Source organism: Pseudoalteromonas sp. Angola-30, assembly GCF_028599215.1.
Lineage (GTDB): Bacteria > Pseudomonadota > Gammaproteobacteria > Enterobacterales > Alteromonadaceae > Pseudoalteromonas > Pseudoalteromonas atlantica.
In genome coordinates this window covers 215,636-230,574 of the sequence record NZ_JAQREI010000004.1, presented here as the reverse complement: position 1 = coordinate 230,574, position 14,939 = coordinate 215,636, and the positions used below count along the sequence as shown (strand labels likewise).

Annotated in this window: 9 protein-coding genes; 2 read left to right on the top strand and 7 right to left on the bottom strand. The window is 40.7% G+C overall.

Annotated elements, in window-relative coordinates:
- Positions 1-44 precede the first annotated feature (44 nt).
- Both topA and PSH54_RS08130 read right to left on the bottom strand, forming a co-directional pair.
- Complete coding sequence (topA, locus tag PSH54_RS08135) at positions 45-2,741, bottom strand: type I DNA topoisomerase (RefSeq protein WP_096041842.1); 2,697 nt, start codon at positions 2,739-2,741, stop codon at positions 45-47.
- A 249-nt stretch (positions 2,742-2,990) separates the two neighbouring features.
- Positions 2,991-6,296 (bottom strand): Ig-like domain-containing protein, encoded by a 3,306-nt coding sequence (locus PSH54_RS08130; protein ID WP_273605905.1) that lies wholly within the window; start codon positions 6,294-6,296, stop codon positions 2,991-2,993.
- Between the two features lie 188 nt (positions 6,297-6,484).
- Between PSH54_RS08130 and PSH54_RS08125 the strand changes: the two genes are divergently transcribed.
- Complete coding sequence (locus PSH54_RS08125; RefSeq protein ID WP_004587790.1) at positions 6,485-7,816, top strand: dicarboxylate/amino acid:cation symporter; 1,332 nt, start codon at positions 6,485-6,487, stop codon at positions 7,814-7,816.
- Positions 7,817-7,878: 62 nt separating this feature from the next.
- Here the strand turns inward: PSH54_RS08125 and sohB are convergent, their stop codons facing one another.
- A complete protein-coding gene (gene sohB, locus PSH54_RS08120) occupies positions 7,879-8,895 on the bottom strand; it encodes a protease SohB (protein WP_029772521.1) in 1,017 nt (338 codons plus the stop codon).
- Positions 8,896-8,995: 100 nt separating this feature from the next.
- A complete protein-coding gene (locus PSH54_RS08115; RefSeq protein WP_273605904.1) occupies positions 8,996-11,425 on the bottom strand; it encodes a VolA/Pla-1 family phospholipase in 2,430 nt (809 codons plus the stop codon).
- Positions 11,426-11,652: 227 nt separating this feature from the next.
- Here PSH54_RS08115 and PSH54_RS08110 point away from each other — a divergent pair, with 227 nt between their 5' ends.
- Positions 11,653-12,399, top strand: a complete 747-nt coding sequence (locus tag PSH54_RS08110) for a YciK family oxidoreductase (protein ID WP_004587787.1) — start codon at positions 11,653-11,655, stop codon at positions 12,397-12,399.
- A gap of 228 nt (positions 12,400-12,627) precedes the next feature.
- On the opposite strand, the gene rluB is transcribed toward PSH54_RS08110, so the two are convergent.
- The 3 genes from rluB to PSH54_RS08095 form a co-directional block, all read right to left on the bottom strand.
- Positions 12,628-13,497 (bottom strand): 23S rRNA pseudouridine(2605) synthase RluB, encoded by an 870-nt coding sequence (gene rluB / locus PSH54_RS08105; protein WP_273605903.1) that lies wholly within the window; start codon positions 13,495-13,497, stop codon positions 12,628-12,630.
- Complete coding sequence (scpB, locus tag PSH54_RS08100) at positions 13,494-14,084, bottom strand: SMC-Scp complex subunit ScpB (RefSeq protein ID WP_024034031.1); 591 nt, start codon at positions 14,082-14,084, stop codon at positions 13,494-13,496. The genes rluB and scpB overlap by 4 nt, the downstream gene beginning before the upstream one ends.
- Positions 14,085-14,235: 151 nt before the next feature.
- Complete coding sequence (locus PSH54_RS08095) at positions 14,236-14,757, bottom strand: EF-hand domain-containing protein (protein WP_004587784.1); 522 nt, start codon at positions 14,755-14,757, stop codon at positions 14,236-14,238.
- Positions 14,758-14,939 lie beyond the last annotated feature (182 nt).

Below are 14,939 nucleotides of genomic sequence, written 5' to 3'. Positions count from 1 at the left end.
GCATTCCGGTTTTTATTTGTCTTAAACTAGATTAATTTTAAGGTTTATTCAGCTTCTTTTTTTGCTTTAGGTTTAGCTGGCGATTTTTTTGCAGCCGCTTTCTTTTTAGGCGCTGCTTTTTTCTTCGCTTCTTCTACCCATTTACCCGCTTCGTAGTGAGCAGTCCAGCCTGTGGCTTTTCCGTCAACTTCCGTCATCACGTATTGCGCTTTATTTTTACGGCTATAACGTACTACGGCTAAATTACCATCAGGATCTTTTTCTGGCGCATCAGCTAAGTAATAAAACTTAGGTGAAATACGCTCTCTAAAACGCTTTAGCTCAGCCACTTTAGGCGCGCGCGTCTCGCGTGATTTAGGGAAAGTGTTAGCCGCCAAGAAAATACCTGCAGCCCCGTCACGTAAAACAAAATAAGCTTCTGACTTTTCACATTCAAGTTCAGGTATGTGCACAGGATCTTCTTTTGGTGGCGCAGCTTCGCCGTTTTTAAGTAACTTACGCGTATTTTTACACTCTTCGTTGTTACAGCCAAAATACTTACCAAAACGGCCCGATTTAAGCTCCATGTCTGAACCACATTTATCACATTCGATAATAGGCCCATCGTATCCTTTAATTTTAAAGGTACCTTGCTCAACGATATACCCTTCACATGCAGGGTTATTACCACAAACATGTAATTTACGGGTTTCGTCTATTAGGTAAGAGTCCATAGCCGTTTCACAGATTGGACAGCGCTTCATTTGCATTAATGTTTCAGTTTCAATGTCCTCAACATCTGCCGCAACCGCTTCATCCCCTGACACTAGGTTCATAGTGGTTGTACAACGCTCTTTAGGCGGTAAGTTATAACCTGTACACCCTAAAAACACCCCTGTAGATGCCGTGCGAATACCCATTTTTCTGCCACACGTAGGGCAGTCAATATCGGTTTCGACCATTTGATTAAGGCGCATTCCGCCTTGCTCTGGCTCATCTTTGGCTATGTTTAATTGCGTAGAAAAATCAGCATAAAACTTATCAAGAACTTGGGTCCATACACGCTCGCCTTCAGCGATATCATCTAAACGACCTTCCATTTTTGCTGTAAAGTCAAAGTTCATTAAATCAGTGAAGTTTTCAACCAAACGGTCGGTAACAATTTCGCCCATTTTTTCAGCGAAGAAACGACGGTTTTCTACCCGTACATAACCACGGTCTTGAATTGTTGAAATAATTGATGCGTACGTAGATGGACGACCAATACCACGTTTTTCAAGCTCTTTTACTAAACTTGCTTCACTAAAGCGCGCTGGCGGTTTAGTAAAGTGCTGCTTAGGGTCAAGCTCAATTAAACTAAGTACTTCGCCTTCTTTTACTGCTGGCAGCGATTGATCTTCTTCATTCTTTTTACGTACCGCAGGTTGCACTTTTGTCCAACCATCAAAGCGAAGTACTCGCCCTTTTGCTTTTAGTTGAAACTCATCAGCGGCCACAGTAAGTGTTGTTAAGTCGTACTCTGCAGGCATCATTTGACAGGCAACAAACTGACGCCAAATTAATTCGTACAGTTTTTTGGCATCGGCATCAACACCTTCAACATGCCCAGAAAGTACAGTTACACTTGAAGGACGGATCGCTTCGTGCGCTTCTTGTGCGTTGCCTTTAGAGCTGTAGCTAATTGGGTCTTTAGGTAAGTACTTTGCGCCAAACTCTTGGGTTACATAATCACGACACATTTCAACTGCATCTTTTGACAGATTAGTTGAATCGGTACGCATATAAGTAATGTAACCGCCTTCGTAGAGGCGCTGTGCAAGCATCATTGTTTTTTTAACGCCATAGCCTAAACGTGTACTGGCGGCTTGTTGCATGGTTGAAGTAATAAAAGGCGCACTTGGGCGGCTTTTGCTTGGTTTTTCTTCAACACTTATTACTTTATATTCGGCTGTCTCAAGGCTTTTAACTGCGGCTGTAGCCTGAGCCTCATTTACCGGCTTAAATGGCTTATCTGCTTGTTTGGTGACTTCTAAGCGTAATTGTGACTCAGTATTTTTAACATCGGCGTGTATATCCCAAAACTCTTCTGGAATAAACGCTTTAATTTCACGTTCGCGCTCTACTAATAAACGTACCGCAACCGATTGCACACGCCCAGCAGAAAGCCCGCGCGCTACTTTAGCCCATAATAATGGCGATACCATAAAGCCAACTACACGGTCTAAGAAGCGGCGTGTTTGTTGTGCATATACCATGTCGGTATTTAGTTCACCAGGTGTTTCAAACGCTTGTTGAATCGCATTTTTTGTAATTTCGTTAAATACAACGCGTTTATATTTTTCAGGCTCACCACCAATAATTTCTTGAAGGTGCCAAGCAATTGCTTCCCCTTCTCTATCCAAATCCGTTGCGAGATAAACTTGGTCTGCATTTTCGGCCAGCTTTTTTAACTCTTGAACTACTTTCTCTTTACCTGGCAAAATTTCGTAATGTGGCTCCCACCCTTTTTCAGGATCAATACCCATACGTGCAACTAAGTTAGTGTAATCTCGTTGCTGTTTATACGCTGCCTTTTCTTCAGGCTCCATTTTACGAACTTCAGCTGGCGTTTTAGTCGCCGGTACTTTAGCTTTGTTCGAACCTGAAGTAGGTAAATCACGCACATGTCCAATACTGGACTTTACGATGAAGTCTTTACCTAAGTATTTATTAATTGTTTTAGCCTTAGCAGGTGACTCTACAATTACTAGCGATTTGCCCATAGTTGCCTATTTCTAACCAAATATTTAAATGTGTTTTGCCGACATAAACGGCGCGAATATTTATAGGTATATCTACAAACACCTATTGTTACAAGCTTTTAATACAAACTTTTCAGTATTTACTGAATAAACAAACAATTTCTGTTGTTAAATTATACAAACCGGTGTTTTTAAAATAATTGCTGTGGAATATATAGAACACAAATAAAAAAGCCAACCTTAAGGTTGGCATTTTTTACATTCTACCGATTATAAATCGTCGATTACGCTAACAGAAAGCGTACTTTCTAACCCTGAAGGCGCTTCGGCAGTAACGGTTAAAATACCACTAAACTGCTCATTTCCTCCATCTAAGTCTTCACGCGTAATACCAAATGATAAACCAACAGGAACAATACTTGTTGTATTAGGGTAAGTGTAATTATCACTACCTGTTAAAATACCGTTGTCTGTGTCAATAGAGATGGTTGTTTCAGCAGGCATTGGGTTGTTATATATATCTGCTATAAATACCGTAAGCCCTAGGCTAGCAGTACCTGATGCAGTTTGTGTTAAATCTATTGCATCAACCTGACACATTATTGCGCTAGTGGGGTCGTTTTGCACACGGCGAACAAGTGGACTTGCAGGGTCGCTGTTTACACGTACCTCTGAAGCGGTTGCACCCGCGATAGCAGAACAATCATCCGCGTATGTAACTAGCCTAAAGAATGCAGTATCACCCGACATTACGATTTCTTGGTTTTGAAATACATTAACCATTTGACGACTACAAATACCTGCGGCTTCGTCTTCTTCACGACACAGTAAGCCGTTGTATAGGCCGTTTTCTGTGGTCCATGTACCATTGCCATCAAAATCGACAAATTCTTCAAACTCATCACCGGTTGAGTTATCACGTGAACATGGGTCGGTTCCATCATTACAGTCTTTACCGCCATAGGTGCCATCTTCATTGTTATCGATAAAGGCTTCTGGAATATCAAATAAATCATCAAAAAAATCTTCACTGTCAAAGTAGCCGTTGCCATTTAAATCAGAGAACGTTTCTTCACCAATTGCATAGGCATGTACAGTGGCGCGACCACCTAGCGGTAAATCTACCGTTAAGTCATTATTTAAAATTCCTAATGGGCATGGTAAGCCACCATCACACTTTTGCGTAATGGTATTTTCGTACATTGAATCAGTAAACGGGCGTGGGTTACTGCTAGTCCACGTTACGCTACACGTACCATTGGTTGTTGTACAACTTGGCTCTATTACACCCCCTTCTGTGATAAAGCTAACAGCTGTTCCATCTGGCACAGGGTTGTTAAAGTGATCAGCTAGGCGAGCATTAACCGATACCGTATTACCATCAACATTTAACGCATGAGGGTTAAATATAGAACGCGATAGCGAAAAGCTATTTTGATCAGCAATACCTGTACTAATTACAAGAATATCTGAAGGGGCGGTTACAATAACCGTATCGCCATCTACGTCTTCTTCGCTAGATGCGATAACACGCACAGGCGTAGCAATTGAGCCCGATTGAACTGAGGTAGTCACTTCACCGCTGGCATTAGTAATTGCACTGGCTGTGCCTAACGTTATACCACCGACTGCCGTTGACAGCTCAAAGTTAACCGTTCTTGAAGCTAAATCATTGCCATTTGAATCCACAAGTTTAAATGTTACTTCAGAGATTTCAGTTCTGTCAGCACCACCCGTACCTTTTAATGCAATTACTGGCTCAGTCACTTCTACAAATTGTAAAAAGCCAATATTGGCAGGTGATACATTTATAGTAGTACTAGCAGAAACCGTATCGCCACCGGTGATCACGGTAGCCGTAATTATATCCCCACCCACACAAGTAAGCGGACGGTATGTAGAGCGCGCAAAGCCGCCAATACTGGTTACTGTTTCGTCTATAAGTGCTTGGCCAGAGCCAACACAACCAGATGAAAATTCAACAGTAAGTGGTGTAGTATATAGCTCACCATCTTTTGAAATTTCAATTGAGATAAGTGCTGTTGCACCTGCAGCTAATAGCTCATCGTCTGCAACCGAGCTGCTAATAGCAATTTCAACATCTACAGCAGCAATTTGAAATGCCTTAGTTAAATCGCTATCGAGCACTGACACAGTAATTTCACCGGCGCCTACATCTTGACCAGGAACTATATCTAAAAGTGCGATACCATTTGCATCGGTAATAGCCGTGCCAGTTGAAGGTGTAATTGAGCCAATTGTTGTACTCGCTGTTACTAGGGTCTGCGTAAGAGGAGTTGTCGAATTCTCGTTAGTCACTTCGATATAAAGAATCGCCGTTGAATCACCTGAGATACTAGTTACTAGATCACACTGGCTTGCATCTCTTTGAGATTTAAAGTCTGCTGGACAGTTTTCTAGGATTGAAAAACTAATATCTGCAGTACTTTGGTCTGGGTTTACAGCATCACCTTTTGTATAAAAACCCAGCGTTTGCTCAACACCTTCGTACTGGGCTGTTATAACGCCTGCACCTTCTACAGTACCCGAAGTTAAGTTAATTGATGCAACACCACTCTCATTCGTTAGTGCAGTACCAATACTTGGGATTAAGTTACCTAAAGTTGATGAGAAGTTTACAACTGCCCCTTCAACTTCAACGCCATCTCCGTCAAGAATAGTTGCTTTAACAACTGCGCTATCTGCGGCGCTGATTGTGCTAATTTCTGATAACGTCGTTGAAGAGGTAAGGCTTAAACCGATAGAAAAGTCTAATGATTCACCTTGAATGGGCGCATCCCCTTCAGTTGTAAATGTATAACCTTCAGAGCTATAAACAGTATTTTCGTTATCGGTGTAGGTGGCCACAATAGAGCCAGCCCCAGCTTCAGTCCCTGCAAGCAAGCTAATTGTTGCAATGCCTTGTTCGTTTGTTAAAGCTGTACCGTTTGTAGGATTTATACTACCTAAACCAGTAAGTACAAACTCAATTAATTGGTAAGCAGCGGGTTCATTATCAATTAATAGTTCAACCTGCGCGGTAACAGGGTTTAAATAATCAACACTTCGAGTCGTAGCCCCAGATGAATCAACAAGCGTTACACTCAATTGTGGATCTGTTGATTGTGCGCCATCCGACTCAAATGCAAACGTATCGGTGTAACTTTCGCCATCTACTGTATAGGTTGCTGTTACTTCACCAGCTCCTGCATTTTCACCCGCGGTAAGTTCCAGTATCGCTATACCATCTGATTGGGTTAACGCTGTACCTGCTGTAGGGTTTAGTTCACCGATTGAGTCAGCAAGGGTAAAAGTAATACGCTCACCTGATACTGCATCGCCATCTTCATCTTCTAAAGTAGCTCTAAGCTCTAAAGGAGCAGCCGCTGTGACCGTGTTTGACTCAGTGTCACTAGATTGTAAGTAACCTTTTAAAGTTACCGTGTAAGTGGATGTTTCTGTAGTAGAATCGTCATCATCTCCGATGGTGCCGTCTTTTTCGATTGTTCCACCACCACCACAAGCGCAAAGCAAAATGCTAAATAGTGTAATGCTGAGTAGTCGCGTTAAAGGCATGGACCTCTCCCTAGCGTTGTTATTATTTACTAATAGTTGTTTACCTAATATTAACCTATAACTTAGTCTAATATCACAGTTTTTTGTCACTTTTTTATGTAAATAATTCCGCAAAGGCTATTTTTTTCTGTAGTAAATATTTCCTTGCTGGTAGTCTATGGCAAATTTGAAAAAATAGATTAGGGAATATGTCTAAAATACGTTCAATGAGTTTAACTACCCGTATCATGATTGGCATGGCACTGGGTATTGCTGTAGGCTTTTTATTTCAGGCTATATTAGCTGGTGAAGACGATTATCTAATTCCTCTTGGGTTATTCTCTTTGCCAATTAAAGCTTTTTTTGTAGATGGCCTTTTCCATGTTGGCGGACAAATTTTTATTGCCAGCTTAAAAATGTTGGTTGTGCCGCTGGTATTTGTATCGCTTGTATGTGGTACGTGTAGCTTAAGCGATCCTAAAAAATTAGGCCGTTTAGGTGGTAAATCGATTGGCTTATATTTAGTTACAACTGCCGTGGCAATTACCGTAGCTATTTCACTGGCGTTATTATTTAACCCAGGTCAAGGCATTGCACTGCCATCAGATGCAAGCTTCAATGCTAAAGAAGCCCCAACCTTAGCGCGAGTGATTATCGATATGTTCCCTACTAACCCATTCGAAGCAATGGCTAAAGGGAACATGCTACAAGTTATTGTGTTTGCGCTTTTATTTGGTGTATCAATGGCGCTAAGTGGCAAAGCAGGTAAACGTGTAGCCGCAGTATTTGAAGATTTAAACACGGTTATTTTAAAACTAGTAACGCTACTAATGAACATTGCACCTTACGGTGTGTTCTTTTTAATGGCTAAACTTTTTACCACTATCGAAATGGGGTTAATACTCAGCCTGGCTAAGTACTTCCTTGTAGTCGTGGCAGCGTTATTAATTCACGCATTTATTAATTACAGTATTATTTTAAAAGTATTAACAGGCCTTAACCCACTTACCTTTTTAGCTAAAATGAAACACGCGTGTTTATTTGGTTTTAGCACTTCAAGCTCAAGCGCGACTATGCCTATTACACTTGAAACTGCGACCAAAAAACTCGGCGCTAATAACTCGGTTGCCTCTTTTACTATTCCGCTAGGCGCTACCATTAACATGGATGGCACAGCTATTATGCAAGGCGTGGCAACAGTATTTATTGCACAAGTGTTTGCTGTTGATTTAACGATTTCTGATTACTTAATGGTTATTCTAACCGCAACGCTTGCCTCGGTAGGCACCGCGGGTGTACCTGGTGTGGGTTTAATTATGCTTGCAATGGTACTTAACCAAGTAGGTTTACCAGTAGAAGGGATTGCAATTATTATTGGTGTTGACAGATTACTCGATATGACGCGCACAGCCGTTAATATAACGGGTGACTGTATGGTAACTTGTGTGGTTGCTAAATCAGAAGGTCAATTAGATGAAACAATATTTAACGACCCGAACGCAGCTAAAGACTTAGAAGATTACCACAAATCTACTGAGTAATTATTTTAGCCCATAAAAAAACCCTTGCTATGCAAGGGTTTTTTATTACCTTTAATAACGTTTTATGGGTTCATTGCTTTAAAACGCGACATTAAATTAACGCCTGCTTTATTTACAGAGCTACTTAGGCCAATTGCTAACTTATCACTTAACCCTTTCTTAATTTTGTATTTTACTTTGTATATTTGACGCTCAGCTTGTTGCTCTAATAACGCATCATCACTGGTTTTAATTACATCAACTAAGCCCTTTTCAATTGCTTGTGTTGCAAACCAATGCTCACCCGTTGCCACATTATCAATATTAAGTGTTGGCCGTTGGCTGCTTACAAACTCTTTAAACAAACCATGTGTTTGCTCTATTTCATCACGAAACTTTTCGCGGGCTTTATCTGTGTTTTCGCCGAACAAGGTTAACGTACGTTTAAATTCGCCAGCTGTAATTTGCTCAAACTCTACATCGTTTTTCTTTAAAATTTTATTAAAGTTAGGTATTTGTGCAATTACACCAATAGAGCCAACAATAGCAAAAGGAGCCGCTAATATTTCATCTGCCACACAGGCCATCATGTAACCGCCACTCGCTGCTACTTTATCAATAGAAACCGAAAGCTTAATACCTGCAGTTTTAAAACGCTGTAATTGCGATGCAGCTAAACCATAGCCATGCACCACGCCGCCCCCACTTTCTAAGCGAACTAATACTTTATCTTTCTCAGGATTAGCAATGGCAATAATTGCGGTCACTTCTTCGCGTAGGCTTTCAACTTCATGAGCGTCCATACTACCTATAAAATCAATAACATATAGGCGTGGCTTCGGCTCATCATTTGCCGCTTTTTTAGACTCGACTTTTTGCGCTTTATGATGCGCCTTTAACTCTTTTTTAGTTAAAGTATTCTCTAAAAAACTGTGTTTTAAGTCATCTAGTTGCTCAGACAAATCGTCTATTTCTATGGCTCCTTTTTTAGCTTTAGGTTTTACTGCTGAACCCACAATAAGGGTTAAAATAATTGCAATAGCAATAACAAAGGTAACCGTTTTAGCAAAAAACAAACCGTATTCGTATAAAAATTCCAACTGGTCTCTCCATTTATAAATTTAAGCTAATTTATCATGCTTTATAACAAAAAAAAGCCACTAAACAGTGGCTTTTCAAGGTTAATAAGGTATTTGCTGATTAATCAGTCACAACCTCTGGGTTACTGACTAATAACATACGCCCGCGTGCAGCTAAATAAGTAGCTACTTGGAGCTGCATTTCAGCGTTTGCTGCTGCACTGCCCTCAACAGTTGCCGCTTGGGCGTCGTCTTGTGCTGGCGTTAAAATTGAGCCATGGTGCCCTTTTGTAAATTTCACCAAATAACTCGCTGGGGTTTCACTTAGTGCTTGTGAAGTGCTTACTGTTTCAAGCCCCATTAATGTTGCTAACGGAATTGTGCCCGATATAGGGTTATTTGCTGCCGCTGGCGGAATAACTTGGTCTGGTTTGTTATCTGCGCCATCGCCTACAACTACATTAGTGTATACAGGTGTACCTAATGCATTTACCGCTGCTGCATAGTTTGTTGGGTCTCCGCTATCAAGTGCGGTTTGCGCTGCAAAAGCAAACTCGGTCATTACCGCTTGAATGTTAGCAAGTTTTGTAGTTTCCCCTGCCGTAGTAAGTGAGGTTACATACGCCTGATAGCCACAAGTTAAAAACGCTTCCATATCTGGTAATAATGTACCACAGTTTGAAATAGCATCCGCTTGTAAAAACTCGTTAAACTCTTGCGACTCTGCTGTGCCAGCTTGCGATAATACAGAGCCTTGAATAAATGGCCCAAATGCAGCCGATTCAAGTAAAAAGCTTGCTATACCGCCACCGCCACTGGCAAGTGCTACCGTGTTTACCTTAAATAATGGGTCAACTGTATCTGCAAGCGGAGTATTAGCCTGAGCTATAAATGCAGGTGCAACAATAGAGCCTAAAGAATGCCCTACATAGGTTACATCTTGTGCGTTAATTGTCTCATCATTAATAAAGTTTAGACCTAAGCGTAAGCCTAATAAATCTGCTGATGATTGACGCAAGCTATCACGAGCCACTAATAATGAGTTTAAGTTCATGTAACTTAGTACTGAACCCGTCGTTGCATTAAAGTCATCTGTCCCATCAGCATCAACATCTACACCACGCTCACCATGGCGAGGATGATCAATCGCCGCTGTGGCAAAACCTTGAATTGAAAGTTGTGCAGTTAGCGCCAACATGCTTTCTTTGTCTGTTGTTATACCGTGTTGCATAATAACAACTGGCCAGCCAGTTTCTGGCATTTCAATTGGATCAAGACCTTGTGAATCACGAATAAAATTAATAACCGGTAAAATAGGTTTGGTTATTTGCACTGGCACATTCGCCATGCTTTGCACTTTAGGAATAGAGTTATACTTAGTTAAATGGCGCGTAGTGTCTAAACCTAAATCACGCAACTGTCCGTCACTTAACGCAGCACAAAGCCCATCATTATCGCTAATTGGCTCTGCAGGGAAAGCTTCGCCTGCTGCAGCTTTGTAACCTAAAACAGCTACCGCGTTGTCACACATACCTTGCCAATATGTATCATTTAAATCACTTATTTCAGTGCCTGATGGGGTGCCTAAATACATAGGTAACATAACGCTACCTTTTAAATATTGCACACCAGAGAACGCATCCGATACGCTAACACCCGCTGCTGCAAATACTTGCTGCACATTTACCATTGCTTGTTCAGGTACACTTACCATTGGTGTTGGTAATGCATCATTTTGTAAGCTAGCTGCCAGTAAGTTTTTAATTGTGCCAAGCACAGGACCCGCTGATTGAATGGTCATAGCAGCAGAAAATATAATATCATCTTTTGTAATATCACCTGAGCTTACAACCACATTCTCATAGCTATTTACTGCCGCTTGAAGACCAAGCTGAGCATCAGTAATCAATGGAGCTTCTTCACTTACAGAAGCGTAAGTAGAAGAAGGCTGAATAGAACGCCCTTGAGAGTCTTTTAATCCAGTGGTTAATACATTTATGTATGAACTTCCTGGTGTGAAAGGTTTTAATGGGATAATAGCAACTGCATCGCCAGAGGCTTGAGAAATGAAGTCTACGCCGTAGGTTAATTCACCTACCAATTTACACGCTGAACCAGCTGTAACAACAGCACATTCTGCGTCAGTTAAGCTTGCGCCCATAACCACTTCAAAAATTCTTACTGTACCAGGCGACGCTGCAGAGGTTTCATCAAGCGATACGCCTGTAGGGAAAGTTAAATCAATTTTGTAAGGCACTTGCGATGACCAGCCATCTAACGCACCTAGCGCTAATTGCGGATCTGCATAAGCAGTGCGAGGCACAGAGACGTTATCATCGTCTAATTCACCTGGAATATTAATTGTGCCGTCTTGAGTGCCGCTCATTAATAAATCGTTAGGGACAGATAAAACCCCATTCGCAGGGTCAAAGGTCACCGTGGCATTAGGTATTATGGTTGCAGTATCGTTTTTAACATCTTCTAATGTTTCTCCGCCGCCACAACCTGCTAACGCAGCTGTAACCGAGAGTGAGAGTAGCATTTTTTTCATATTGTTGGCTCCGCACATATCTTTATTTTTATAGTGTGTTCGTTCAAAGTAAGTGTGTTTAATCAGTGTAGTAAAGTTAAAACAATGTAATCAGTTTATTAATGAGACATTAGACCAGTTAAACTTAACGTAAAGTTTATAATTCCGCCACCTAAATTTTCAATAAATTCGATTACTTGACGATTTGCTATGTTAAAATCAAAAAAATTTTATAAATTGGTATTTATATGCAAACTTATCAAGCAACTCCAAATGCACTTCAAAATAAAGTAATTTTAATTACAGGTGCCGGCGATGGTATTGGCCGCGTAGCAGCAATTACCTACGCAAAGCATGGCGCGACAGTGATTTTACTTGGTAAAACAACAAATAAGCTCGAATGCGTTTACGATGAGATTGTCAATGCTGGTTACCCTCAGCCTGCTATTGTGCCAATGGACTTAAAAGGCGCGACAAAACAAAACTACCGCGATTTAGCAGCTACAATCGAAAGTCAATTTGGCCGATTAGACGGCTTATTAAATAATGCCGGTATTTTAGGTTCGCTCGGGCCACTTGAGCACTTTTGCTCTTCTACGTTTGAAAATATCATGAAAGTGAATGTTACTGCGCAAGCAATGATCACCAAAGCGCTATTCCCTGTGCTGCGTAAATCAGAAAATGCCTCTATTGTTTTCACTTCATCAAGCGTTGGCCGTAAAGGGCGCGAATTTTGGGGGCCTTATGCAATATCTAAATTTGCAGTTGAAGGCATGATGCAAACATGGGCCTGCGAAGTAGGTAAAACCAATATCCGTGTAAATTGTATAAACCCTGGCGCAACGCGTACCTCTATGCGCGCATCAGCGTATCCAGGGGAGGATCGCGATAAGCTTGCTACCCCCGAAGATTTAATGCCAACGTATTTATATTTAATGAGTGATGACTCGAGCGATGTAAACGGTGAATCTCTCGATGCGCAACAAAAAAAGTAAACTACATTTTTAATTATAAAAAAAGCCGCATACATTGCGGCTTTTTTGTCGGTAATTTTTTGTAATTATACCAATTCGCTTAATTAAATTATCTATTTTAAGGCTAGAAAAACGTGTTGTTCGCTAGGCAAAAAATTCGCTATTTAGCTGTGCTAAATGAGCATTTTTTTACCTAGGTAGCGACATGTTTAGCCCCGCAAAATGATTAAGTATTATTACGGATTGGTATTACTTACGCTTAGTTTGTTTAACACGCTGGTTATGCTTTTTAACCGCTTTACGAATTTGGTTAATTTTAGCACGCTTGTCTTTGCGTTTTTCAGGCATAACCGACAGTTTAGTTTGTGTTTCGCGGCCTAATTTAACGGTTTTGCGTAAATAGTTAACGGTTTCTAAATCAAGTTCAGCCCAACCACCTTGAGGAAGGCGCTTATCTAGCTCTAATTTTCCGTAACGAATACGAATAAGGCGCGATACTTCTACATCCTGCGATTGCCATAAGCGGCGAACTTCGCGGTTACGTCCTTCGTTTAGCGTTACATTGTACCAGCGGTTAATGCCTTCACCACCCAAAGATTTAACCGTTAAAAATTTAGCAGGACCATCTTCAAGCTCTACGCCACGCGTTAGGTTTTTAATGGTTTCATTGGTCACTTCACCAAATACACGGGCTGAATATTCACGCTCAACTTCATAACTTGGGTGCATTAAGCGGTTCGCTAACTCACCATCATTGGTAAATAACATTAAACCTGCCGTGTTAATATCTAGTCGACCAACAGCAATCCAACGCTCACCCTCTATGCGTGGTAAACGATCAAAAACAGTACGACGTCCTTCTGGGTCTTTACGTGTACTTAACTCCCCTTCTGGCTTGTTGTACATAATTACACGACAAATACGGTCGGCTTTTTCTTCAATTTTTACGCTGTGGCCATCAACACGTATTAAGTCTGTTTCCTCAACACGGTCACCTAATTTAGCCACTTTACCATTAACACTAACGCGGTTTGCATTAATGTATTTTTCCATTTCACGTCGTGAGCCTACCCCTGCACGGGCTAGGACTTTTTGTAACTTTTCACCTTGAATACTCATTCGGATGGTTCTCTCACAGAAGGATCACTTAATAACTGGTTTATTTTACTTTCCTGTTGCGCTGGCAATGCAGGGAGTTCATCTAAACCGGTTAACGAAAAATAATCTAAAAATAATTTTGTTGTGGCATAAAGCGCTGGTTTACCAGGTACTTCTTTATGCCCTACTACTTTAACCCACTCTCGCTCAAGGAGGGTTTTAATAATTGCTGATCCGGTTGTTACGCCTCGTACTTGCTCTATTTCACCACGCGTTATTGGTTGCCTGTAGGCAATTAACGACAATGTTTCTAGTAGTGCGCGAGAGTACTTAGGTGCCCGTTCTTGCCATAAATTACTAAGCCAAGGGCTTAAACTACTACACGCTTGAAAGCGATAGCCACTGCCTACTTCAACTAGCTTAATGCCACGTGTTTGATAGTGGGTATGTATAGCGTCTATTGCAGTGTTAATTCGTGACATAGAAATAGCTAAATCAGCCAATACAGTATCTTTTAAGTGGCGTTTGCTAACAGGTTTGTCTGCAACAAATATAGCCGCTTCAATGATCTCAATTAATTGTTCATCACTAATTCGACGACCCGCCATAATATTTTGCTTTGCCCTTTAAAATACGTAGCCATCTATTATGACAGAACATCGCAAAAGGGGGAAAATATATCTGCTTTTAAAACAAATTAAATGCACAAAAAAGCCAGCAATTAATGCTGGCTCTTATGTGTAGCGTATTTAGCTAATATTAGCTGTTTTTATAATGCTTTAGTGCATCATCTTCAGCAACGGCTTTACCGTATTTGCTAATGTAGCCTTTAAACTCACCTTTACTGATGCGTTTATCATTGTTGCCATCCATGTAACCAAAATGGTTTGAAATATCATCATCGTCAGCTTCTTCTACTGAGATGTAACCATTTTTGTCGTTATCTAAACTTCTAAAATCATTTTCGATTTTATCAAATTTAGCTATTTTAGCTTTAAATGCCGACTCACTTACTTCGCTGTCAGTCGCTACCTTACCGGTATTTAACTGCATGTAAGTGTTAAATTCTTTACGACTGATCTCGTTATCCATATTGGTATCAATATTTGAAAAGTGGCCCCAGATGCTATCGTCATCTGCTTCTACTTTTGAAATATAACCATCACTGTCGTTATCTAAACTTGCAAAATCGCTATCGATTTTTTCAAGGCCTTGGTTTGAGGCACAAGCGGCTAAACTTAAAGAAGCTAAAATAGTTGTTGCGAGTGTTAACTTTTTCATAAGACGTATCCTTGTAGTTAGTAAATGTCACTTTAACTAATACAAGTCCAATGCCAAAGTGCACAAGCCGCCAACAATCAATAAGTTACGTGTATTTAGCTTATTTTATATACATTAATCAATTACTTAGCTTTGCAATGATTGCTGCATACCTTGTAATTTTTGCAAAAAAATACCCAGTA

Bases quoted from the DNA above. Each gene is read 5' to 3' on its own strand.
- PSH54_RS08125 (WP_004587790.1), top strand. From the start codon at position 6,485: ATGTCTAAAATACGTTCAATGAGTTTAACTACCCGTATCATGATTGGC.
- rluB (WP_273605903.1), bottom strand. From the start codon at position 13,497: ATGAGTATTCAAGGTGAAAAGTTACAAAAAGTCCTAGCCCGTGCAGGG.
- PSH54_RS08110 (WP_004587787.1), top strand. From the start codon at position 11,653: ATGCAAACTTATCAAGCAACTCCAAATGCACTTCAAAATAAAGTAATT.
- PSH54_RS08115 (WP_273605904.1), bottom strand. From the start codon at position 11,425: ATGAAAAAAATGCTACTCTCACTCTCGGTTACAGCTGCGTTAGCAGGT.
- PSH54_RS08130 (WP_273605905.1), bottom strand. From the start codon at position 6,296: ATGCCTTTAACGCGACTACTCAGCATTACACTATTTAGCATTTTGCTT.
- topA (WP_096041842.1), bottom strand. From the start codon at position 2,741: ATGGGCAAATCGCTAGTAATTGTAGAGTCACCTGCTAAGGCTAAAACA.
- scpB (WP_024034031.1), bottom strand. From the start codon at position 14,084: ATGGCGGGTCGTCGAATTAGTGATGAACAATTAATTGAGATCATTGAA.
- PSH54_RS08095 (WP_004587784.1), bottom strand. From the start codon at position 14,757: ATGAAAAAGTTAACACTCGCAACAACTATTTTAGCTTCTTTAAGTTTA.